The organism is Aquiflexum sp. (assembly GCF_041749095.1).
Classification (GTDB): Bacteria; Bacteroidota; Bacteroidia; order Cytophagales; family Cyclobacteriaceae; genus Aquiflexum.
This window is the reverse complement of the sequence record NZ_JBGTCA010000399.1, coordinates 1-23,833: the sequence shown is the minus strand read 5'-3', so window position 1 is coordinate 23,833 and position 23,833 is coordinate 1. Positions and strand designations below refer to the sequence as shown.

Sequence of the window (23,833 nt, the reverse complement as noted above, 5' to 3'; positions counted from 1 at the left end):
TTGGGATTTTAAAGGGGCAATAAAATGCTTGACGACTATTGATCCATTGTGGCGGGGAGCGAAGCCGGGCTGTACCATTTCGGTGAAATGTGCAAACTTTCTCCTGCTATCCACAAAGCTGTAGGTAACCCAAAAGTCGGTGTTCTTAAAGCTTTTTTGATCCCGGTAAAAAATATCAACCCCACGGGCATAACCTTCACCATTTTGCTGAATGTTGTTAAATCCCAATGGTATGGGGAACAATTGGGCCACTTCATAGGTAATGAGTTTTTTGTAGTCTTTGTAAAATGCTTCTGCCCGAACAGTCCTGCCGTTTTTGACCAAAAAGTAATTCAGGATCAAATGGTCTGCCCTGGTATTTTGCGTGTTTTGGTCGATGATCCTTAATTGCTCAACAGGCATTTGGCTAAACTGTCCTGCTGCCAATGAAAGCTGTCCTTCATGGTCAAATTTGTAAGCCAACGAAATCCTCGGATCCAACCAACTTTGACTGGCCAAAGTACTATGACCTGCCCTAATTCCTCCCCTGAACACCAACCTGTTGTTGACATAATAATCAGCTTCTGAAAACAGGATGGCATGATGATCCCTGTAATCCCTTTTGAAACCTTCTGAAATCAAGGCCTCTTCATAGTTGAACAAATAGGATTCAAAACCTGTCTTGACTGAAAATTTCTCTGAAAGACCCTTGATAGCGGTCAACTTGGTGTGCATCAATTGGTTTTGGTTTCTCATCTCCATCTGACCGATTTCAAATTTGTCCACATTGTTAGAATAAGAAACCCCGCCATAATAACTCCAGTCATTTTCCTCTAATTGCTTGAATGATGTTTGGGCAAAAGTGTATTGGTTTTGGACACCTACCAATTGACCACGTTCATCAGAACCGGGTATAGGTTGCCATATTTTCATACCGCTTGCTTCTGTATGGGCATAGGCTTTAATGACTCCGTTTTTTCCCCACTTTTGTCTGCCGGATACCTCCGCATCCCATCCATAGGGTGCCCTTTCCCAATCAAAATTTTGTCTGATCAAAGCTTGGTAGGGAGAGAGGTCAAAGTAGTTAGCGGAAGCTGTCAAGCTGTTTTTTTCTCCGGCTAGAGTTTGTGTATAACCCCCACCAACAGACATGATGCTGATATCGCCCTGATTTCTCACGGGGAAATCCACCGTGTTCAGCGCCAAAGCTGAAGAAAGTGCCTGACCGTATTCCGCTGAATAACCTCCCGTACTGAAAAATGAACCTTTAAATAGATTGGGATTGAATCGGGTTCTAGTCGGTACATTGGACGCTGTGGTTCCAAAAGCATTCCCTACTTTAAGTCCGTCTATGAAAATGGCTGTTTCGGTGGCATCACCTCCACGTACAAACAACCTTCCGTCATTACCCACATTTGCCGTTCCCGGCAAAGTCTGAAATGCGCCGATGATGTCCCCCATTGCAGCAGGCACCGTGACAATATCGACAGGTCGTAATACCACGGCCCTTTTTTCATCCGAAGCCTCCATCGCTCCTGCTGATATGGTCACCGCAGTCATTTCATTGATGGCCTCCTTTAAAATGGGATTATAGGTCTGCGAGCTTCCATTTAATACCACCTCAAATTCCTGGGATTTGAATCCCATAGACTGAAAGATCAAAATAAAAGTACCTTCCTCATCAGTTTCCAAAATATAAGTCCCATCAATTTCTGAAGATGTACCTTCAAAGGTTCCCTTTAGAAAAATATTGACGCCCGGAATTGTCACGCCTTTTTGATCCTTGACGATACCTTTAATGGTGGTCTGGGCCAAGGTGGAATTGACAATGAAGATCAAACAGAAAGCTAAAATAATTTTCATGACAATAATATTTGATCCAAAATTGGGGTGAAAGCAGCAGTGAAAAAATTAAAGTTGACTGAAGTGTGGAATAGGGGGACTGAAAAGGGAAGGATGAGGGATGAAGGAGAAAGGATGAAGGATAAGGGTGAAGGAGGAAGGATAAGAGATTAGAATCAAGAATCAAGAAGCAAGAGCCAAGAGCCAAGACCTAAGAATCAAGAATTAGGAATCAAGTTTGGGGGGACGTCATTCTGAATGAGCTTTTCGTGAGTCTGATATTTTGACGAACCTTTCAGCGAAATGAAAGCCTGCCCCGTAGAATTTCGGGGAATCTCCTGCTAAAAGCTAAAGAAGAGAAAGTTACTCAGCAAAATTAAAAACCCGTGGATCTTTAATCATTGATACTTATTTATGGTAACCTACTGATAGTTTAACTGACATGGAAAATGGATATTATTCACTAAATTTCCCAACCATCACATAATGATAGACAATACCTGAATTTTTGATTTAATTACTGATAAAACCCAAAGACCTATGAAATACCTTTTTACATTATTCAGCCTTTTACTGCTTCAGTTCGCCATTGCCCAAGATGGAAAAGTTGGCATATTCAGCCAAAACAAAGACATTGGAAATCCCAAGCTGAAGGGTAAAACAGTGTATGATAAAGAAACCCAAACTTACCATCTTCAAGGAGCCGGATATAATATCTGGTTTGAAAGGGATGAATTTCATTATGCTTTTGACAAAATAGAGGGGGATTTTATTTTAACTGCCAATTTTGAATTTGTAGGCGAAGGAGTTGACCTACATCGAAAAGTCGGGTTGATGGTCAGAGAATCTGAGGATGAAAATGCTGCCCATATCACTGCAACACTACATGGAGACGGTATGACAGTCTTACAATGGAGGGAGATGAAGGGGGCATTTATGCGGGATCCGGAAGACGAGATTTTTGCGCCGAAGAGCCATTATTCCATTTTGCAATTGGAGCGGGCAGGAGATGAATTTATCATGCGGGCTGCCCATCCCGGTGAACCACTTCAGGAAATCGGATCCCATAAAATGACAGTAATGAAGAACGCTGTTTTAGCGGGTATATTTATCGGTTCGCACAATGAAGATGTATTGGAACAGGCCAAAGTCTGGAATGTGCGTTTGGATAAACCTGTTGCAGCCAACTACAATCCAGGTAAAGAGGGGTATTTGGGTTGCCGCTTGGAAACCATGAATGTTTTTACAGGAGTCAGAAAAGTGATATTTGAAAAAGATGGCCGCTTTGAAGCTCCTAATTGGATGCCTGATGGCAAAAAGTTATTGATCAATATGGACGGGTCACTCTATAAAATCCCTGTGGAAGGAGGAAGTTTGGAAAAACTCAATACCAGATTTGCTGACCGGAACAACAATGACCATGGGATTTCATTTGATGGGAAAATGTTGGCCATCAGCCACCATAGGCAAGGATTATCAGGCGGAGGATCAACGGTGTATGTGCTACCATTGGAGGGAGGTGAACCGACGCTTGTCACAGAGGAGACACCTTCCTACTGGCATGGATGGTCGCCAAATGGCAAAGAAGTGCTATATGTGGCTTCCCGAGGGGATAGTGAAAATTATGATATTTATAAAAAAAGCATCAAGGGTGGAGAAGAAGTGGCCCTGACCAATACAAAACCCGGCGAACACGTGGATGGCAGTGAATATTCCCCAGATGGGAAATTCATCTATTACAATGGCAGTAAATCCGGGACTATGCAGATTTGGAGAATGAAACCGGACGGATCCAGTCCGGAACAATTGACTTTTGACGAAACCAACGATTGGTTTCCCCACATTTCTCCGGATGGCAAATGGATGGTGTTTATTTCTTTTCCCTCAGATATTCCAGTCAATAGTCACCCCTCCTACAAAAGAGTTACCCTAAAATTGATGCCCACCTCAGGTGGTGCACCAAGGGTCATCGCATATTTATATGGAGGACAGGGTACAATCAATGTCCCTTCCTGGTCTCCTGACAGTCAGTCGATTGCTTTTGTAAGTAATAGTGGGCTTTAAACCTTTGAGGTCTTTAAGACCTCGAAGGTTTTGAGGTTTAAGAAAGCTATTTTCTTGAAGAAGTTATTCTCTCAAATAATAATTTGTATAAGGTCTAAAACCTTTGAGGTTTCTAAATAAACCTCAAAGGTTTTGAGTCTTTTTGGCTGAACTTAAGCTTATATAAAATCCAGAAGAAATATTTTACCACATAGCCCATTTAAATCACATAGAAGATTTAAGATCTTTTTTAAAGCTTAAATTGGCTATTGGACTGAAGACCTATGTGCTCTAAGTTTCTATGTGGTAATTGAAAGGTATAACCTTTACTTTGAGTCCACCGCGGCGGATTCGAAGGCTTTTTTGGTAGGAGAAAACCTTATACACGAAAAATTATTCATGGTAAATAAGGCACTTGGTTAGGAAGAAAACCTTCGAGGTTTGAAAAAAAACCTCAAAGGTTTTGCCCGAAGGTTTACTGTCCAACAAAGAAGACTGCGTTGGAAATTAAGAGCTTGCCGCTTTCCCAGAAGGAACGGAACATGGGGTTGTCTGCCATGTAGACGATTTGTCCTCTGCCCTGATTCTCTACGCCATAGACCATGGATTGTGCCATTTTAGGTTTGATTTTATGACCAATGTAGCCGAATCTATAGGCTTCATTATTGGGGATAATTCCCACGTTGACTCCGTTGTTCAGGTAAGCATATCGGGAGCCGTTGTTTTTCAAGGTGTAGAATTTACCACCCAAACCAAATCCAAGTGGATGCGATTCATCGATCTTCAATTCATAAATGGCACCTGCTGCAGTGGTGGAAATACCCATTCGCTCTCTTTCCTGATAGGGCTCCAACCTTTCCACATTTTGGATTTCCTTTTGCTCTTTTTCTGCCGTCTTTTTCTCATCTTCGGTATCATACCTGCTCAGATTAAATCCTTCTTTATCGGCAAAAGCATTCAGCGCATTTTCAAATGCAATGAGTTTCCCCCCTGCCTTTACCCATTCCAACACATTTTTGAGGTTGTTTTCTGATATGGATCCGCCTCTGCTTGAAGGCATCAAAATGACATTGTACTTGCTCAAATCAAATCTCGCCAGGTTGTTGGCATCCAATATACTGATAGGATAATCAAGTTCCTGCTCAAAGAAATACCAAAGCTCCCCGAAGTTCAATGAAGAAACCGCATCGCCACCCAAAAGAGCCACTTTTGGGGCAACGATGGCCTTGACATCCGAGGAACCGAAATCCTTCCCTTTGTCCACATATGCAGTGTTGGTGGGGTTTAAGTTGATTTCAAATTTGTTAGCTGCTGCAACCACTTTTTGGTCATAATCGGGGACATATTGATTGCCGTTTCTATGGATAATCAAGGATCCTGATGGATAACTTTTCCCTTCTATCTCAAAAGCATATTCCGCAAATCTTACCCGGATTTTATCATTTAATAGGGCTGCTAAAAATTTAGCATGCTTAGTGGCATTCCATGGGACAAGGTAAGCCAATGGTTTTCCATTGACAGCATTGGCAGTAAAGGCTGTTTTTTCAAACTGCTTGGCAGCATCCAATCTGGTCTCAAGCGCATAGGCCTGAACACCATAGGAATAAGGTAGCGCCCAACTTGTAATGTCATAGGTAATACTGTCCTGAAGGGTAGCTTCAGGCTCAAACAAGACCTGGGCCAACACAGATTTAGGTTGGTAGGCATTGATGATGATGTCCTTGTCGGATGTGGAGAAGGTGGCGGTTTTTCCACTGGAATAATCAAGTCCTTTCAGTCCTGACCTGTTACCTGCAAATCCATATTGGATTCTGTTTTTGTCCAAGAGTTCCAAAAGCGCATTCACCCTTTCCGGATTTTGGTCTCCTTTGATGACAAAGCTTTTGTATTTAGCCCTTGGGCTGCTGCTGTTGGATTTGAAATAATTGGCAAACTCATCGGCCAATTTAATGGCATTTTGGGCAGTGACTTCCACTGCGGAAATACCTGCCACATGCTGATGTTCGATTCTTTCTTTTAAGGTTACGGTATCGCCAAGAGCATTCAACATTCCTAAACCTGCACGTCCGGAACCACCTTTTTCGATCGTCATCCCTACGGCACCATTATAGGTTGGCCAAGTATCTCCATAAGCAGGATAAAGCAGGTCAAATCGCTCCTTGGTAAAATAAAACCAACCCTGTTCGTCAAACTTGGCTGCTGTGTTTTTGCCGTAAAGCGTTTGGAATTCAAGTTGGTAAGGAGAGATTTGCTCATGCAAGGGCTGTGCAGCAGGAGCAAAATAAAACGGCGCATCAATTCCTTGCTCATGAAAGTCCACAAAAAGATGAGGCATCCACTCGTGATAGAGTTCGATACGGTGAACTGTTTCTTTCTGCGTCTGCCAGGCCCAATCCCTGTTTAAGTCAATCATATAATGATTGGGTCTACCTCCCGGCCAAGGCTCAAAGTGCTCCATGGACTGTGGGTCTGGCTGCAATCTTGAGTTTTGCTTTTGGTTGTACCAAACTGTATACCTGTCTTTCCCATCAGGATTCGCGCAAGGGTCAATGATCAACACCTGGTTTTGCAGCCATTCTTTGGATTGGCTATTGGAAGGATCGGCAATTTGCCAAAAAGTAGTCATCGCCGCTTCAGTAGCCACAGCCTCATTACCATGCACATTGTACTGCATCCAATTCAGGGCAACTTTGGTAGCTGGTGTTCCTTCTACCATCCCCGTTCTCTTGAGGTTGTCCATTCGGATATTTTCCAGATTGTTCATGTTTTCGGGAGTGGAAACGATAGCTATAAAAAGCGGGCGGTTTTCATAGGTTTCCCCATAATACACCAATTTAACATTGGGCAGTGTAGAAGCTAAATGCTCAAAATAATCCACTACACGGTGATGCGTGGTAAATCGGTCACCCATTTTATAACCCAGAAATTCCTCCGGGCTTTTTTGGGCAAAGGTGGTTGCTGCCATAAAAAGGGCAAAAACCAAGCTGTATATTTTTTTCATAGAATTTGATATTTGAGTCGGGAAGTTAATAGTAATTGCCAAACCCTCCAAGGTATTTGAAGTGGGGAGGGAACGATTGTGGGATGGGTGGTGGATGGGGCAGGTATGGCTTAGGGATTATGGAAATGATTTAAAGAAGCTCTATTGATTGCTTAAAACCTGCACTAAACCTATACTTGATCATTGTAGCTCAATTTATCAAAGAATACAGATCAATTCCATGACTTTTTGAGCCAAATCAATTATATTATTGAGCCGCAATTGAAAAGTGATATGCAGATCAAACTGAAACAAGAATATCAATGAAGAAAGTCACGGAAATAAAAGTTTTTGAAGATAAAAAAGTTAGAACCCTTTGGGACGAGGAGAATGAAAAATGGTATATGTCCATAGTAGATGTTATTGCTGTTTTGACGGAAAGTCCCAATCCCAGAAAGTATTGGAGCGTTTTGAAAACAAGGCTAAAAGCAGAAGGAAGTCAGTTGGCTACAAATTGTAGTCAACTGAAAATGCAATCGGCTGATGGTAAATTTTATCTGACAGATGTAGCTGATTCAGAACAACTTTTTCGCTTGATACAATCCATCCCATCTCCTAAAGCAGAACCATTTAAACTTTGGCTGGCTCAGGTAGCATCAGATAGATTGGATGAAATGCAAGACCCTGAACTCAGTATTGATAGGGCACTGGAACAATACATGAAATTGGGCTATTCTGAAAACTGGATAAATCAGCGACTGAAAAGTATTGAAATCAGAAAAGAGTTGACAGATGAATGGAAAAAACGGGGACTGAAGGAAGGTATTCAGTTTGCAACCCTAACCGATATCATTACAAAAGCATGGAGTGATAGAACCACCAAAGAATATAAAATCCTAAAAGGGCTGAAAAAGGAAAACTTGAGGGATAACATGACGAATACAGAACTCATTCTAAACATGCTTGCCGAAGCATCTACAAAAGACATTTCTGCCGCAACCAGTCCAAAAGATTTTGAAGATAGTAAGAAAGTTGCCAAACAAGGTGGCAATGTAGCAAAGGTTGCTCGCAAAGAACTGGAAGCAAAAACGGGAAAAAAAGTAGTAACTTCTCTTAATGCCAAAACTTCTTTGCAATTGAATGAAGGTGACAAGAAAAAGGAGAAATGAAAAGAGTTGCAGGACTTCTAATTATAAAAATAAGTTGGAGATATTCCTACTATTTACCAGTGCAACCAAATGAGCGAATACAATTATGAAAGACAATCCCAAGGATATACTGGATTTCTTAAATGGAATTCCTGATAAGTTCGATATTTTGGAAGAGGGAGTCGACCTTCAAACACAAAAGGAATACCTTGACTATTCCCATTCGTTTGACCTTGGCGAACTGACCTAGGCAGAGACCATCAATCTTGGAAACCTACTCTGTGATACCCGTATGGAAATAGATGGAAAGAAAAAAGCATTGACGCTGTTAGCCCACATTGGGACAATTACTGCATACCGGCAAATTGAGAGATATTACCGGAATCCCGACGAAGAGGTGAGAAAGTGGGCAGTTTTGGCATTACAAGAATGCAGAATGCTCCTTGAAAGCATGCTGACAGATGAAAACATGGGCTTTATCATTAGTGGTCTCGGTGGACTAAAGGACAAACTGAGATTCTATTTCCTCATGCTGCCGGCTTCGGATAAACCCTTTACCACTCCACAAAAGAAAATAATAAAAGAGGAGGTAAACCTTGTGGCCAAAGACTTAAACTGCATTGTTGAAACCGTAGATCCGGCAGACAAATTTGTCGGGCTGACCGTGTTGGTGCCAATGGACGTTGCCGTGGGAACATTCATTGAAACTGGAATAAAAAAATGCAACGTCTTAGGTGACTTTGTGTTTGAACATTACTATGTAACAAACACGGACATACCAGACTTAAAAGAAATTGAGGATATCATTAAAATCGTGAGGGAATGAAAATTACAAGTGCCTGATAGGTACTATTACAAAACAGGTTCAGCTTTTTGAGGATTGTCTCTGACCTGATTGTTAGCAGTCCGAAGAGTTTAAATATTTTAAGGTGGATTGATCAATCGAATATCAATCGCAGTATTTTGTCATCATGAATTTTTAAAGGTGCCCTGCCATCGGTATTGCTGGTGGTAACATATAAATGTCCATCAGGACCTATGGTAACATCCCGCATTCGGCCATAAATTCCTTTAGAAGGGGAATAGGAGAACCAACGCTCTATTTTGGTCACCTCATAGTCGTTTTCTTTGTCAAAAACTACCCTGACTAAGGCCTGACCACCAAGGGAAGCCACATAAAGATCACCTTTGTAAAATGTCATTCCCGCAGGTGGTACCGCTGCTTTGTTCCACATAACCTTTGGGTCAACATATTCCGGAATACCGGGAGCACCGACCACTACTGGCCATCCATGGTTGCCACCCTTTTCTACTTTATTGATTTCATCTCGGTACCTTACGCTATTTTCTACTTCTGCGCCCGAAGGACCGTGTTCAGAATTGAAAAATGCACCTGTATCAGGATCCCAGGCAAAGCCCTGAACCACCCTGTGCCCATAGGAGTAAACAGGGGAGTTTTCAAAAGGGTTATCAGAAGGGATGCCGCCATCGGGGGTAATCCTTAGTATTTTTGAAGCCAATATATCGAGGTCTTGTGCCACAAATGGCTGGGACATGTCCCCTGTTCCTATGTACAACATGCCATCAGGCCCAAATTCTATTCTTCCCCCCAGGTGTATGGCGTATGCCGGGATATCATCCATGATGATTTTATCTATTGTGGCCGTTTCACCTTGGTGTATTAACCTGACCACTTTACTCAATAACTCATTCTGCTCATTCCTGTACGCATGCATGATATAAATCCAGGAGTTGTTTTTAAAGTCCGGGTGTATGGCCAAACCCATTAGTCCCGCATCCACTTCATGCACTGCTCCGGGTACATCCAGGTAGTTCACTTGTTGGTTTTTTCCATGAGGTATCCTAACAATACGACCGGTTCTTTGGGCAACCAAAGCGTCCCCGTCAGGTAAAAAGCGCAAGGACCAGGGTATGGTAAGGCTATCCACCCAAACTTCCACCTTGATCCCATCCACTTCAGGTAAAAATACATCTTCTACTTTTTGTGGCACTTCACCGAGAATGGGTTGTGCTTTTTTCACGGATTCCTGAGCAAAAATATTTTGGGTATTTAATAAAAGTATTGAAAGCAGTAATGTTATTTTAATCTTCATAGTGCTTTATTTTTATATGTTAAACCAATGTTTCAACCTTAAGCACTCGAAAAAAATTCATTGAAATTGGAAACGAGAGGCGAGAGACGAGAGACGAGATGCGAGAGCCAAGAATCAAGAGACAAAGCCTGCCCCGAATAATTTCGGGGAACCAAGATTCGAGCGGTCACGAATATGAGGGAGACAAAGCTTGTCCCGAGAATCTGGGAGAAAAAAGCCAAAATAGGAGCCAAAGTCTGCCCTGAGTATTTTTTGTTTTTTCAGGGTGGTGGCATGCACATGAAAATATTTTTCTAAATTATCCCTGGTCAAATTGTACCCAACTGAAAATGAAAATAGGGGTTACCCCCTATTTATTTTTCTTTCTAACAAGCAACCATATCGTTCCTGCCGTGATGGTTGTGAAAATCGCCAGTTTTGTTATTAAACCCTTTTTGTCGTGTTTCCACTGAGCTGGCCAGCCTTTTTCTTTAATAATATTAGGGAATTTGGCATGTTTGATATCATCTAAAATACCTTCAATGGCATTTACCCGATCAGCTAAAATAAGAGGTATCCAGTGACTAAACTCGTTTTCTCCATGCTCAAAAGCAAAGCGTCTCAATTTTCCGCTTAGACCAGAGGGCTCTGGCCCTACACCATACACCGCACTTACATTAGGTCTTTCGTTGGAATGTAAAACTTCTTGCTCAACGGGCTGTTGCTTTTGATCTTTCCTTTCATATTTCAAAGGTCCCTTTTTTCGGTTTTGTATCGGATAGGTAGGATCGTTTTTAGGAATCGGCATCTATTCCCCAACCTTTGATGTTCGAATTATGTTCTGTTATATTTTTCATAATTATTTACTTTAAAGGCTAACAGTTGGTAGAATCAATACAGGTTTTATCATATAATCCAGTTTATCGGAAAACATTCTATAGGCATCAGCTGCCTCCTCCAATGGTATTCTGTGCGTGATCAACTCCTTCGGATTGATGATACCATCCTGCACATGTTTGATCAATCTGGGGAGAAGTCTTTTTACGGAAGCCTGTCCCGCTCGTATTGTGATCCCTTTATTTACCACATTGCCAATAGGGACCAGATTTCCTGTTGGGCCATAAACACCCACTACCGAAACAATTCCCCCTTTTTTCACCGAATTGATGGCCCATTGTAATGCGGTAGCTGATCCTGCCTGCAGCAATAATTTCCTGCCTGTGATGGTTTGCAGAGCATAATGGTTTATTTAAAAATTGAAAGTTAAATTTTGTATTTAATTCCTAAAAAGTTTTATCGCAGGATACGATATTTCTTACATAAATCACAGATAGATGTTTAAAGTGATATTACCGGGCTTTGACGAAATTTTAAAAGTGTCCATTTGAACTTGTAATTATTTTTATGACTTCGATGGCAAATCATTTTCCCCAGTCTAAAAGATACCAAAGCGATTGGCATGATCTGTGGATTATATTTTAAAATGAGCCCTATCCGAGTGTTTTTGTAACAGGCGCCAAAACCATTATTGTTATGTTTTTGAAAATACAGCTATTGGAATATGATGGATGCCTCCTGACGTTAGCATTAAAACAAAAAAGATGATTGTAAGAAAAACACATCAAGGGTTACATGTCATTTTTCAGGCAAGCCATGGTTTATTGGCAGGAAAGATTGCAAACCAGTTAATGATTAAATATAGACCTCTTTTATGGCTAGAAACCCTGGTGGCTGTTGTTGAACACGACGACCAACAACTGGATTATAAGGAAAAAAACTATTTATCAGAACTTGGAATACCATTAGATTTTGCGGAAAATTCCGAAAGTGCCATAAAATCAATCAAAAGAGCAAAAAGGGTTTTTGTCCAGGCAAAAAGTAAATCTTTATGGACAGCATTGCTGGTTTCTTTTCACTTAGACCATTTATATGATTCTCTCAGGGAAAAAAATGTAAAAGCAAAGCTATTTCTTGATGCACAAAAAGCCTTTCGTAAAGAAACTGTTTCTTATTTTGGGATTGACGAAGATAAAGCTGCATCCCATTATACCCTCCTTAGTTTTTGTGACCGGTGCTCTTTGATTCTGTGTAAAGATGAAGTTCCTGATGCAGAACGAAAACTTGAAATCAACACTTCAATCGATGGTAAGACCTACTTTATATATCGTCAAAAAAACGGAAATTTTTGTATCAAACCGTGGTGTTTTGAAGCAGATTCCTTTGAACTATCTATTGAAGAAACAGTTTTAGAACAAACGAAATATAAAAATCAGAAAGAGCTGAAGGATGTTTTGGAAGCTACACCTAGAAGAAATGTGACATGGAAATTTGAAAAATGATTTTAATTCAATACCCCACCGCTGCCCCATCTTCACTAGACGAATCCGCAGCACCGACATAGACTTTTAGCTTGGGATCATAGGTAATTCCCATAAGTACCCCAAGGTTATTGATGCCACGGAGTTTGTGTCCCATCTGCTCTAAGGCATCACGGGTATCGGGTGACATGAGGTGCCTTTCATACCGGATTTCATCGGGTAGCCATTGATGATGGATTTTCATGACTTCGATGGCTTTGTCGATTCTCATGTCATATTCCAATACATTTAGGACTGTTTGAAAGACTGTATTGATAATCGTTCTTCCTCCCGGACTTCCGATGATGAGATATGGCTTGCCGTCTTTGGCCACAATGGTTGGGGTCATGCTGGACAGCATCCTTTTTTCCGGAGCTATTAGGTTGGGATTGGAACCGATTTGGCCACGATTGTTGGTGACCCCTGCAACAGGGTTGAAATCGCCCATTTCATTGTTGAATATGAAACCGAGTTTGGATGAGCCCATTTTTACCCCATAGGAATGTTCAAGTGTGTAGGTCATCGAAACTGCATTGCCATCCTTGTCCACTACAGAAAAATGGGTCGTGCTACTTCCGTCGTACAGTTGTCCGTACAGGGAAGAATCGCTCAAAGAGGCTTTGGACATGTCGATAGTATCAAATCGTTTTTTGGCAAATTCTTTGGAGGTCAGCCGATCCAAGGGCAAATCGGGATTGAAATCAGGGTCACCCAAATGTTCCGCTCGATCTGCAAAAGCCCGCTTCATCGCCTCGGCGACCAAGTGTACATAGGCAGTGGAATTGAATTCAAATTTTTTGAGATCAGCCAATTCCATCAGGTTCATCATCTCAATTAAAGCCACTCCGCCGGAACTAGGTGGAGGCATGGAGTAGATTTCAAAATCTTTGTAGGTACCTTTTAGGGGTTTGCGTTCTATGGCAGTGTACTTTGCCAAGTCTTTTTTGGTGATGATTCCGCCATTTGCTTTCATATATGCGGCGATCTCTTTGGCAACAGGACCTTTATAAAATCCATCATGCCCATTGTCACGGATCAAAGAAAGGGTATTGGCCAATTTAGGCTGTTTCCAGATTTCCCCAGGTTGCACGACCGAACCTTCAGCATTTCGAAAGTAGTTTTTCATGATATCAAATGAATCATCCATTTCGGACATCCTAAGGGCGACCTGATACAATCCCCATGTCATGGGAAATCCAATTTCGGCCAAGTCTACCGCAGGTTGGACCAATTCGGGCCAAGGTAAACTCCCATCCTTTTGATGTGCCAGATACAAGCCTGCAACAGTTCCCGGAACACCCACAGCTTTGATGGTTTCATGATTGGAACCTTCAATTAGATTGCCATCGCCATCCTGAAACAGGTCAGGATTAGCCTTTAGGGGAGCTTTTTCCCTAAAATCAAAAGTCGTGACATCCCCATCCGATTTCATCAATACAATAAATCCTCCCCCGCCGATATTACCAGCCTCAGGATGGGTTACCGCTAAAGCAAAAGCTGTTGCAATACTCGCATCAATGGCATTTCCTCCTTTTTTCAAAATAGCAATACCAACTTCTGAGGCGAGGATATTGTCTGAGACGACCATGCCGTTTTTGCCATAGGTTTGGGCATCGAGGTTGAAATGAATAAAAAAGTGTGTGACAACACCTATAAATAAAATTACAAGGGATTTAGATTTCTTCATTTTTGTTTTCTCCGTACAATTCTATGGCTTCTATTGTATCAGGGTCATTGCTTACTGCATATTCTCCATAATACCAAGGTGAATCAGGTTGATACACTATATTCACGTTTCTTAATTCTTTAATATCATTGAATCCGTCTTCATATCCCCTGATTACCACTTTTTTGTCAGGGGGTAAATTTTTCAATAAATCTATGAGTTCTTGAGCATTCATACCTACTATTTTCCTACAACATAATATTTTGACTTTTCCTCTGCAACTTTCAAAGATTCCTAACCAATCTCTTCTTCTGTTGTGCTCAACCATTTACAAAATACATGTCAATTTCGCCTTTATTTTTCGCAGAAATTTTTCCTCTGTAAGTACAATCAAATTCTCCTTTGACCAAATCATAGGTTGCTCCACTGATATTTATTCTCCCTTCCTCGGAGTTTTGTTCCATTCTCGCAGCGGTGTTTACAGTATCACCCCAAATGTCGTAGGCATACTTTTTTACACCAACAATTCCCGCCACTACCTGACCTGTGTGAACTCCAATCCTTATCTTAAAACCCGAATCATTGTTTTCCATATATTCCCTGATTTCCAATGCCGCTTTTATGACCAATTGCGCATGATTTAAATTTTCAACGGGAAGTCCACAAACAGCCAAATATGCATCACCAATGGTTTTGATTTTTTCAAGGCCGTATTTTTCAGTGATGTCATCGAATGCGGTAAAATTCTTATGGATAAAAGCTACCAGATCCTGCGGGGACAACTTTTCACTGATACCTGTAAAATTCACAAAATCGGTAAAGAGTACGGTGACATGTTCGTACTGCCTTGCCTTTGATTCACCTTCGGCTTTTAATTCATCTGCAATTTCCAATGGCAGGATATTCAATAACAACCCATCGGATTTTGCTTTTTCTTCGGCCAGTTCCTGATTCTGTTTCTCAAGTTTCTTATAGGCACTTGTGAGCTTATTTTCAAAAATCAAACTTAAAAGGAGGTAAATAAATATCAGACCCGCGTAGCAATTCACAAAAAATAAGTTTTCGTATTCAAGATTATATTGTTTGGGGAATTGACCAACAAAAAAGGAATAAGCCCCCATGCCAAGTACAACAACCAAAATCAAAACAGCCCAAATCCAGGCACTTCGCGGATTGATAAAAAGTATGCCACAAATGGGCATCAAAGTGAGCCATGGTGTTACCGGACTGTATAAGCCACCGGAAAATATGACCAAAAAAATTCCGAATACAGTTCCATTTAAAATATAGAGGTGGGCAACAGTTTTTGGCCTGAAGCCGATTTTTAATAACAATGGTAGTAAAAAGAAAATGATGGCTTCGAATGGAAGGACATTGACTCCCACGTTGAATTCAATAAATATACACTGCCCCATGTACAGCAGCATAAAAATGCCCGCTACAAAACAGGCGCGGATAAGGATAACAGTCTTTCTTTGCTCATCAGGATCAGCACCATATTTTTCTCCAAGTCTATCTATCCACTCCAAAAACTGATTGAAGATCCCGATTTTTAAAGTCATTTTGATTTTAATTTTGATCTGAGAAAATTAAATCCCAACCATAAAGGTGTATAGATAACCATCACAATATCAATCCATACTGGCAATTTACTGCTAAAAGGCAAACCTTTTTCAAATCTTTTTTTGTCGTGCCATTTCAATAGATTAAACAATGAAGGTTCATGCAAAGGCCAGATTTGGCAAAGGGAGGCATTTGAACCTGAGGCTTCAATAATATCATTTACCGCTCTCCTTGCAGCTTCATTGGCCCCTTCCATGGTAGCAAGGTCAGTATTGGTTCTTACATAATCTGCTGCCAAGAAGAAATTTGGGATTCTGGTATAGGATGTTGGCCTCAAAGCCCAAGAGTTTATGGTATTCACCAGTAATGGCTCTTTGTCTTCGCTATGGTGAACTCCGTCAATCCACTTGATATCCCGATCCAAATAATAAAATTCGATCATATCATCCCGCAAAATTTCCTTTCCGCCTACGTTCACACTTCTTTTTATTTGTTCCCAAACCAATTTCTGAACTTCATCAGGGGTGCAGTTTTCAGCTAAAACAGGATTGCTTCCGGGATCTTCGGTCGATTTATACTGGGTGTAAAGCCAATCAGAAATATCTACGGACAGAATCCCTTTTACCTTACCGTTATATCTTTCACTTAGGTCGTATCCTTCCCAAAACTGGATTTGGGATATTGAGGTCAATGCCCATTCTGTATAGCTGTGACACACATGTCCATGCGCCAAAGCAACATCCTCATTTAGATAAAATTGGAGTCCGTTCATCCAAGCGGTATCATTTGCCAGTTCATCGAGGAATTGAAATTGGTCATCAAGGGTCACCATTTTTTTATCTATCAATTTTGCCGCTTTTTCAATAGGCGTACTCAGAATATAGTAATCTCCTATGACTTCAATTTCTTCTCCGTCCGAATTTCGGACTTTGACATGATCTATGGTATTGTCTTTTTTGAGCGTAAAACCTATTCCTTCATGTCCTTTGAAGTACTTGACTCCGCATTTTATAAGATAATCGTACCAGGGATTCAGCCACTTTTCATTGGTAGGCCCATTCAGAACTCTGTCCACATTGACTCCTGGATTGAGCATATTGTACATCAGTTGGAGTGTGATGCTAGAACCTGTTTTCATACTTGCGATCTCAGCCCTTGCAGCTACAAGTGTCCGGGTCAGTCCCTGCACCAACAAATGTCTATATACATCGGAGAACCTATCTGCTTCCAAAAACTTCCACCAGGATATCTTCTCGTATTCCTGATCCTTTCTTTCCTTACTTGAAGTCATCATTTGCCAGACTTTATGGACAAAAAAATGCTCCTCTTCCTTAGTAAGTCCAGTATGTATTCCTCCAAACATATCACGAACCAATAACTTCACGTCTGAAAGTGATTTTGGGAAATTGGCCAAAATGGTTATTGGTGGCAAGTCATATCTGGTAAGTTCAATTCGGGTAGTATGGGTTAAATTATCAAAAACACCATTTTTATTAGGCTGGCCATTTTGATCGGAGTAAGGTATCCTTTTCATGGTGTCTGTCACATGCTTATAAAATCCAGGGAAAAACCGAAAACCATGTTCACCGGGTAGGTATTTATCTTTATGGAGTAGGTTCGTACCCTTCACGTTCACGGATCTTGCTTTTCCACCCACATAGACTTTTTTCTTTTCATATACCTCCACCTCAAAACCCCGTTCTACCAATTCATGGGCTGCACTCATACCGGCAACACCACCACCAATGATTATTACTTTTTTCATGATCTGCTTTTAAAATTTACTCACTTAAATTAAAAATAACAGTTTATTAATATAGATATTTTTATTGATTAATAAATTGTATACAACCCGTTTATTATGATTTTTGAACCCAAAATATCAGTTTCTCCAAATTTAATTTTTTGCTGCGAGAGATTTTCAACAGTCCTTTCCCTCGAAGTATAGGCTGGACTTGGCTTTTGATATTTGAGTCGTGCAACCGTATGGCCTCAACTAAAAATATGGATTATTTTGGCTAAACCGGTTTCGGTTGGGACGAATGATAGGTTTTATTGTCCCAATAGGTTGAATTTCTTTCCGAGACTTTGATATTATTTAGTTTTTCATCCGTAAGCCATCTTCGGACTTCGGACTTCCAACTTCTATCACAAAAAGCAAAGGAAATTGGGTGGCTGACATCCTTGAGCCTATACTAATTAAATTTCATCCAACAACAAAACCGTATGCAGCATTACATCAGCGCCTTTGGCCATTTGGGATGGGGAAGAATATTCTTTGGGATTGTGGCTGATGCCGTCTTTGCTCGGAATAAAAACCAAACCAATCGGTCCCAACAAAGCCATTTCCTGTACATCGTGCCCGGCACCGCTTTGCATTTTGATATAGGTTATTCCCAAGGATTCAGCAGCCTGTATCATTTTATCCTGAATTTCCTTATTGGCGAAAGTTGGAGTTGTACCCAGATTGAGGTTCTCAAATCCAATTTCAGTATGGGTTTCTTTGGAGATCTGTTCGGCACGTTTTTCAATATCAGCAAACATTTTCTTAATCTTTTCAGTAGATAAATCCCTCATTTGCAAGCTCATCTCTACGCTACCGGGAATGATATTGGGTGCACCTGATGGCACTGAAATTTTTCCTACACTCCCTACCTGAGCTCCCTCATAGCTGTTGACCACTTCATTGACGGCAAGTACCAATTTGGAAGCAGCGATTAAGGCATCCTGTCTGTCGTTCATGGGCGTGCTGCCCGCATGATTGGCCATTCCGATAACAGTAATGTCCCAATCTTCAATTCCTACTATTCCTTCCACAATAGCCACATCAATACCTTGGGCTTCCAAGACCTTACTTTGCTCTATGTGGATTTCCAGAAAAGCTGTTAAATCACCTTTTTTTCTGATTACTTCATCCAACCTTTCCGGATTACCTCCTATAGCCCTGATACCTTCTTCAAGTGTCAAGCCACTTGCAGACTTTTGGGACAAAGCTTCTTTTTTGAGATTTCCTGTCATGGCCCTGCTGCCTACCAATCCCCCTTCTTCATTTTGGAAGATCAGCACTTCCAAGGGATGGTTGGTGATGATATTGTGTTCGTTCAATACTTCGATGATTTCCAGGGCCGTAATCGAACCAAGTGCTCCATCATAATTGCCGCCATTGGGTACCATGTCGATATGTGAACCGAAGGCTATGGGTTTTTTGGAGGGATCTTTACCTGCTCTTTTTCCAATGATATTGCCTGCGTAATCAATATGTACCTCCAATCCTGCCTTACGCATCAGGTCCATAAAGTAAGCCCTACCTTCGATATCGCCTTGGCTATAAGCAACTCTAAATGGCACTCCTTTCTCATTTATTCCGAATTTGGCAAACTCCTGAATCCGCTGTTCGATCCGTTTTTCATTCACCCTGATTTGGTCGGTGGAAAAGCTGACTTGGGCAAAAACAGAATTGATAACCAGCAAAAAGGAGATTGAAAGTAATAGAGATTTCATTGTTTTTTAATTTTGTTTAAACCAATGTAGCAATCAAGCTTGTGAATTTTTGGTCCCATTAGGGACTTGATATAGGTAGCAAGATAAGGTTAATGTTAGGTTTCCGTGCCTTTAGGTACGGAATATATGTAGTGCCTAAAGGCACAAAACCCAAATTACAAATTTCTGTTCTACCCATATTTTGTCCCCCGAAAGGATCGGGATCTCCGACCTAAAGGGACTTAATCACAATCTATATTCTATTCAGACTTTTTAATTGGATACATAACCTTTTTAAGTTTTTAAAAATAACTCAACCACCATTTATCCTTATTGCCCATTTTATACCGATCAAACCTTTTACAAATAGGATACAACAAAAATATCACTGCTACCCATACTGTATAGACCACCCAAAGCGGAAATCCATACCCTGGGATGGGATTTTCGATTATTCCCCATGCGGCCAAAACCATGTTCTTTTCCCAACTAAAACCTGTCAGTGCAGCCAATCCAACAGCGATCACATGAATAAGGTAAATGTGGATGATATAGAAAAAGAAAGGAACCCTACCAAAAGTACAGATGAAATCGACGGCTTTTCCTTTCCATTTTTCCGAGTTGGCCAAAACCAGAAAGGTAACGCCCAAGGTCATCAACAAATACAAAAGTGATGGGGGATATTTGGAAGGATTTAGGAATGAAATCAGGTTCTTGGAGAAGGCTCCTAATTGTTCAAAATCATTTGGTTCTCCATATAAATTGCTCCACCTCAAGATGACAAATAGCAAAATTGCCAAAATCCCGATCAGGTTGAAAGTCTGCTTTCTTTTGTAATTGTCAACAGACTTTTCATAATATGCACCTAGGCAATACCCAAGTGACATCACCCCAATCCATGGAATTATCGGATAAGCAACCAACAACATCGAGTTTTCGGAAATGAAGAAGATGTTTTGGTAGTGAATAATGGCCCACAATATCGAATCATCAAAACGGATATCATCGAGGAGGTTATGACCAAAAATCAGGATAAGACTGAATATCAAAACAATTTTTCTAGGGAAGTAAACCAAACCTGCCAAGGCAATCATACTGATTCCCAATGAGGCAATCACATTTAAGTTTATTACCCCAAATTGAAAATCAAAAAACCAGGCAAATGAAACTATGGTCACATCAATCACAACCAACCAAATTCCCCTTTTTAAAAGAAATCCTGACAGTTCGTTTTGTGGTTTTCTTTTACCCACCATATAGGCCGACATACCTGCCAAAAAACTGAACGCCGGAGCGCAGTAATGTGTCACCCATCTAGTGAAAAATATGGCCAGTGTAGTCTGTTCGGGATCAGCCGGATCAAACAAAAAAGCCGGGGCATGTACATAATCCCGTACATGGTCCAAAGCCATAATAAGTATGGCGAGACCTTTAACGAGGTCTATGGAAGATATTCTGTTAATAGACTTAGGGATTGAACTCATTTTTGAAGGCTAAAGGTGATAAATAACAGACAAAATATTTCTTACATTAATTCTAAATAGGAGCTGAAAGCCTAATGTTTTATCCATCTCAGTCGCAACCTGTTTCCAGCAATAATTTCTCGGGCAGAAAGAATCAAGGTATCGTTTTTGAATTCAAAATCCCGTGTCAGGACTGTTCCCCAATTTTTAGGTTCTGTGTCAGAAAGCCGATGGTGGTCAATGGCATTGTCAATTGTTTCGTAATCAGCAAAGTACACGAAGTTGGTTTGATAGAATTTCAAACGCTCTTTCAAGCTTTCAATGTTGAGGCTGTCGACGTTTTCGGAAAGGTCAAAATCTTTATAGCCTTTGGAGGTCAGGTGAACTGCCATATGACCCTTTCCATCATACAAAATATAGCCATCATGGTATTGGTCCGTTTCCCAATGCGACCAGGTTCCTGATAATGAATCATAAGATTCGAAAATATGAAGCTTCCACATGCCCTGAAAACGGGGATCTTTTGTTGGATCATTTGAATTGCATGCGAATGCAATCAGAAGAAATATAGCAACAAAAGGAATGAGAAAAAGATTAAGCGGTTTTTTTCTAGGGGATTTGTCCATAGTCAAATTTGAATTTTCTTGTTATAGTTTCAACTAAGCGCCTTCGTGCCTTTGTGGCCGAATTAAACTTTAGGGCCATAAAGGCGCAAAGGCACCAACTCTCCGTTGAAAAGAGGTTATATCTTAGATTTAAAATAAACTTATTTTTTAAACATCAACTCTCCCGCATCATAATCAGAAGGCTCCAAACTTGTCAGGTACAGGTAGAGTGCCTCCAGATCTTCATCCGTCATCCTTGAAAACGGTCCCCAGTGCATTTGTGAAATATTGATCAACCTGCCTTGACGGAATCGTTCCTTCCACTCTTCCACGGTTTTGAATTTCGATAAGGCGCTGTTTGGATGAGGAGTGATATTGGGTGTACGCATCCATACTTCGGGGTCTCCTCCTACTGCCAAAGCAAACTCCGGCCAAGGTTCGAATTCCATACCTCCGGCATATTCAGGGCCTATAGCTTCAAAAGTATTCATGTCCCTATTGGTATGACAGCCCACACAGTTGGCCACATATCGGGATAGGTATTCACCACGTGCAATCGTAGCTTCCATAGGGGGAGCTGAAGAAGAGGGTGTAGGATTTTCTATAGGATGAAAGGCAGGAGCCATCACTCTTACCGCTTTCCCCATAAATGTCCACTCATTGTCTCTAACTTCATTTTTTACAGGAGCTTGACTTCTCAAATAAGAGACCACCGCTATCAAATCCTCATCTGCCATATCCCAAAAGGGCATCAAAACGGATAAAGTCGCTGTCCCATCCGGTTTCAGGGCATGCCTCATCATTCTAAACAACTCCCCATCAGAATACCTGCCAATACCAGTTGAGGGATCAGGGGTTAAATTTTTTGTATACATTACCCCTAAAGGTGGGAACGGAAATTCCACTCCACCCTTGAGAGGAAGATTTTCTCCGGCATCGGCGGCTATCATTTCGGCAACACTTGCGACGTGGCAATTTGAGCAATGTGCCGGACCGTGAACCAGATATTTACCTCTTTCGATTACCGTGGAGTCATTACTTACCTGAAGATCCGGGTAAGGGATATCATAGGTTTTATTCCAATTCATTTGGACATAAACAACAAAACCTCCAATGACTACAATGAGGAGGATAAGGATTCCGAAAATGATTTTCTTTAACATGGTGCTTAGTGGGTTGGTGGTTTGACATGGTGGGTTTTTATGAGGAATTTTTATTAGAAGTAATTTAAATAAAATTCATCCAAAACAAGATATAATATGCGTTTATTATAATAATTAAGAATAAAATACTTTTTATTTAATTTTATTGTTTATTTTATTTTAAAACTACATAATTCAACAAAATAAATATTTCAACTGAATTTTCATATTTTTTAATCTACTAATCTAATGATGAAGCTATTAGTTATTCAGACTTTAATCGGAATGTTGCCTACTCTAAATCGGTTTTCAGCGTACCCCTTTTTATTAAAATTGTATCAATCATAGGATATTCTTATCCTCTAGTTTTTCAAGACGATCCGGAAACGTGCTTTACCTGATTGAAGGTGTTCTAGAGCTTCATTTACCTTAGACATGGGATATTCTTCTGTAATCGGATAAATATCATGTCTTACGCAGAATTCAAGCATGGTTCGTGTCAGGGCCGGACTTCCCAAAGGACTTCCTGCGACAGATTTTTCTCCAGTAATAAGCGTAAAGGCGGGGATGGCCAAAGGTTCTAAAACCGCTCCTACATTGTGAAATTTTCCTTTAGGAGCTAAAACTGTCAGATTCGAATTCCAATCTAAAGTCACATTGGTCGTATTCAGAATGAAACTCAAACTTCCAGCAATTTTCGCCAGTTCTTCCTGATTTGTAGAATCCACAACCTTGGTTGCTCCCATTTCCAGAATAGACTTCTTTTTATCCGGATTGGAGCTAAATGCAATGACTTCACAACCCCATTTGTTTAGAAATTTGAGTGCCATATGACCAAGACCTCCGATGCCAATGACTCCCACTTTGTCAGTCGCTTTGACTCCGGCAAGTATAATAGGATTGAAAACAGTAATTCCTCCACAGAGAAGAGGTCCCGCCTTGTCCATATCGATACCTTCAGGTAGGGGTATTGCCCAAGACCAATGGCTGCGAACAAAGTCAGCGAAGCCACCATGCCTCCCTCCAATAGTGAATTCGGCAGAAGTGCAGAGATGATGTGCGCCATCCATACACTCATGACAGGACATACAGGATCCTGAGAACCAACCCAAACCGACCTTGTCCCCGACTTTAACATTTTTGACAGCATTACCTGCTGCGACTACCTCACCTATGATTTCATGGCCAGGCACAATGGGGTAGGCAGTCATTCCCCAATCGTTGTTCATCATGCTGAGATCTGAATGGCAGATTCCGCAGTTGATTACCCGGATGTCAACTTGTTCAGTTCCTAATTCTCCCATTTCATAAGAAAAGGGCTTTAATTTTTCATGCGGCCCGTTGGCAGCAAAAGCTGTTACTTTCATATTTTAATTTGAGTTAAAAGTGAATAAAATGTTTTATCAATTGGAAATCAAACTTTAAGCATTGTATTAAAACCTATATAATTTTCTTCTTTATTTCTTATTCCA

19 protein-coding genes and 1 pseudogene are annotated in these 23,833 nt (G+C 40.8%); 6 read left to right on the top strand and 14 right to left on the bottom strand.

Annotated elements, in window-relative coordinates; genetic code table 11:
• Nucleotides 1-1,842: carboxypeptidase-like regulatory domain-containing protein (locus tag ACEW8O_RS18195; protein WP_373496053.1), on the bottom strand; the 1,842-nt coding region annotated here is incomplete at its 3' end.
• 27 nt (nucleotides 1,843-1,869) lie between these two features.
• Between ACEW8O_RS18195 and ACEW8O_RS18190 the strand changes: the two genes are divergently transcribed.
• Complete coding sequence (locus tag ACEW8O_RS18190) at nucleotides 1,870-1,995, top strand: hypothetical protein (protein WP_373496052.1); 126 nt, start codon at nucleotides 1,870-1,872, stop codon at nucleotides 1,993-1,995.
• A gap of 366 nt (nucleotides 1,996-2,361) precedes the next feature.
• On the top strand, nucleotides 2,362-3,885 hold the full coding sequence (locus ACEW8O_RS18185) for a TolB family protein (protein ID WP_373496051.1): 1,524 nt from the start codon (nucleotides 2,362-2,364) through the stop codon (nucleotides 3,883-3,885).
• 454 nt (nucleotides 3,886-4,339) lie between these two features.
• On the opposite strand, the gene ACEW8O_RS18180 is transcribed toward ACEW8O_RS18185, so the two are convergent.
• Nucleotides 4,340-6,865, bottom strand: coding sequence for a M14 family zinc carboxypeptidase (locus ACEW8O_RS18180; RefSeq protein ID WP_373496050.1), 2,526 nt, complete (start codon nucleotides 6,863-6,865; stop codon nucleotides 4,340-4,342).
• Between the two features lie 302 nt (nucleotides 6,866-7,167).
• Between ACEW8O_RS18180 and ACEW8O_RS18175 the strand changes: the two genes are divergently transcribed.
• From ACEW8O_RS18175 to ACEW8O_RS18165, 3 genes are all read left to right on the top strand, one after another.
• Complete coding sequence (locus ACEW8O_RS18175; protein ID WP_373496049.1) at nucleotides 7,168-8,013, top strand: Bro-N domain-containing protein; 846 nt, start codon at nucleotides 7,168-7,170, stop codon at nucleotides 8,011-8,013.
• An 85-nt stretch (nucleotides 8,014-8,098) separates the two neighbouring features.
• Nucleotides 8,099-8,242: a hypothetical protein gene (locus ACEW8O_RS18170; RefSeq protein ID WP_373496048.1), complete on the top strand. Its 144-nt coding sequence runs from the start codon at nucleotides 8,099-8,101 to the stop codon at nucleotides 8,240-8,242.
• Between the two features lie 42 nt (nucleotides 8,243-8,284).
• Nucleotides 8,285-8,818: a hypothetical protein gene (locus ACEW8O_RS18165; protein ID WP_373496047.1), complete on the top strand. Its 534-nt coding sequence runs from the start codon at nucleotides 8,285-8,287 to the stop codon at nucleotides 8,816-8,818.
• 112 nt (nucleotides 8,819-8,930) lie between these two features.
• Here ACEW8O_RS18165 and ACEW8O_RS18160 read toward each other — a convergent pair whose 3' ends face one another.
• From ACEW8O_RS18160 to ACEW8O_RS18150, 3 genes and pseudogenes are all read right to left on the bottom strand, one after another.
• Complete coding sequence (locus ACEW8O_RS18160) at nucleotides 8,931-10,106, bottom strand: sorbosone dehydrogenase family protein (RefSeq protein ID WP_373496046.1); 1,176 nt, start codon at nucleotides 10,104-10,106, stop codon at nucleotides 8,931-8,933.
• A 349-nt stretch (nucleotides 10,107-10,455) separates the two neighbouring features.
• On the bottom strand, nucleotides 10,456-10,893 hold the full coding sequence (locus tag ACEW8O_RS18155; protein WP_373496045.1) for a hypothetical protein: 438 nt from the start codon (nucleotides 10,891-10,893) through the stop codon (nucleotides 10,456-10,458).
• A 60-nt stretch (nucleotides 10,894-10,953) separates the two neighbouring features.
• Nucleotides 10,954-11,322 (bottom strand): annotated as a pseudogene (locus ACEW8O_RS18150) (glutathione-dependent formaldehyde dehydrogenase); the annotation flags it as partial.
• A gap of 364 nt (nucleotides 11,323-11,686) precedes the next feature.
• On the opposite strand from ACEW8O_RS18150, the gene ACEW8O_RS18145 reads away from it, so the two are divergent.
• Nucleotides 11,687-12,424, top strand: a complete 738-nt coding sequence (locus ACEW8O_RS18145) for a DUF3891 family protein (protein WP_373496044.1) — start codon at nucleotides 11,687-11,689, stop codon at nucleotides 12,422-12,424.
• A gap of 7 nt (nucleotides 12,425-12,431) precedes the next feature.
• Here ACEW8O_RS18145 and ggt read toward each other — a convergent pair whose 3' ends face one another.
• The 9 genes from ggt to ACEW8O_RS18100 form a co-directional block, all read right to left on the bottom strand.
• Nucleotides 12,432-14,129, bottom strand: a complete 1,698-nt coding sequence (ggt, locus tag ACEW8O_RS18140) for a gamma-glutamyltransferase (protein WP_373496043.1) — start codon at nucleotides 14,127-14,129, stop codon at nucleotides 12,432-12,434.
• Nucleotides 14,116-14,343, bottom strand: coding sequence for a hypothetical protein (locus ACEW8O_RS18135; RefSeq protein WP_373496042.1), 228 nt, complete (start codon nucleotides 14,341-14,343; stop codon nucleotides 14,116-14,118). Before ACEW8O_RS18135 ends, ggt begins: the two co-directional genes overlap by 14 nt.
• 85 nt (nucleotides 14,344-14,428) lie before the next feature.
• Nucleotides 14,429-15,670, bottom strand: a complete 1,242-nt coding sequence (locus ACEW8O_RS18130; RefSeq protein WP_373496041.1) for an adenylate/guanylate cyclase domain-containing protein — start codon at nucleotides 15,668-15,670, stop codon at nucleotides 14,429-14,431.
• Entirely contained in the window at nucleotides 15,667-17,436 is a 1,770-nt protein-coding gene (locus tag ACEW8O_RS18125) for an FAD-dependent oxidoreductase (RefSeq protein WP_373496040.1), read from the bottom strand. The genes ACEW8O_RS18130 and ACEW8O_RS18125 overlap by 4 nt, the downstream gene beginning before the upstream one ends.
• Before the next feature lie 434 nt (nucleotides 17,437-17,870).
• On the bottom strand, nucleotides 17,871-19,172 hold the full coding sequence (locus ACEW8O_RS18120) for a Zn-dependent hydrolase (RefSeq protein WP_373496039.1): 1,302 nt from the start codon (nucleotides 19,170-19,172) through the stop codon (nucleotides 17,871-17,873).
• 281 nt (nucleotides 19,173-19,453) lie between these two features.
• A complete protein-coding gene (locus ACEW8O_RS18115) occupies nucleotides 19,454-20,635 on the bottom strand; it encodes a DUF1624 domain-containing protein (RefSeq protein ID WP_373496038.1) in 1,182 nt (393 codons plus the stop codon).
• Between the two features lie 71 nt (nucleotides 20,636-20,706).
• Nucleotides 20,707-21,240 carry a lipocalin-like domain-containing protein gene (locus ACEW8O_RS18110; RefSeq protein WP_373496037.1) on the bottom strand — a complete coding sequence of 178 codons (534 nt, stop codon included), beginning with the start codon at nucleotides 21,238-21,240 and terminating at the stop codon, nucleotides 20,707-20,709.
• A 140-nt stretch (nucleotides 21,241-21,380) separates the two neighbouring features.
• On the bottom strand, nucleotides 21,381-22,382 hold the full coding sequence (locus ACEW8O_RS18105) for a cytochrome C (RefSeq protein ID WP_373496036.1): 1,002 nt from the start codon (nucleotides 22,380-22,382) through the stop codon (nucleotides 21,381-21,383).
• Nucleotides 22,383-22,723: 341 nt separating this feature from the next.
• On the bottom strand, nucleotides 22,724-23,728 hold the full coding sequence (locus tag ACEW8O_RS18100) for an NAD(P)-dependent alcohol dehydrogenase (protein WP_373496035.1): 1,005 nt from the start codon (nucleotides 23,726-23,728) through the stop codon (nucleotides 22,724-22,726).
• Nucleotides 23,729-23,833: the final 105 nt, after the last annotated feature.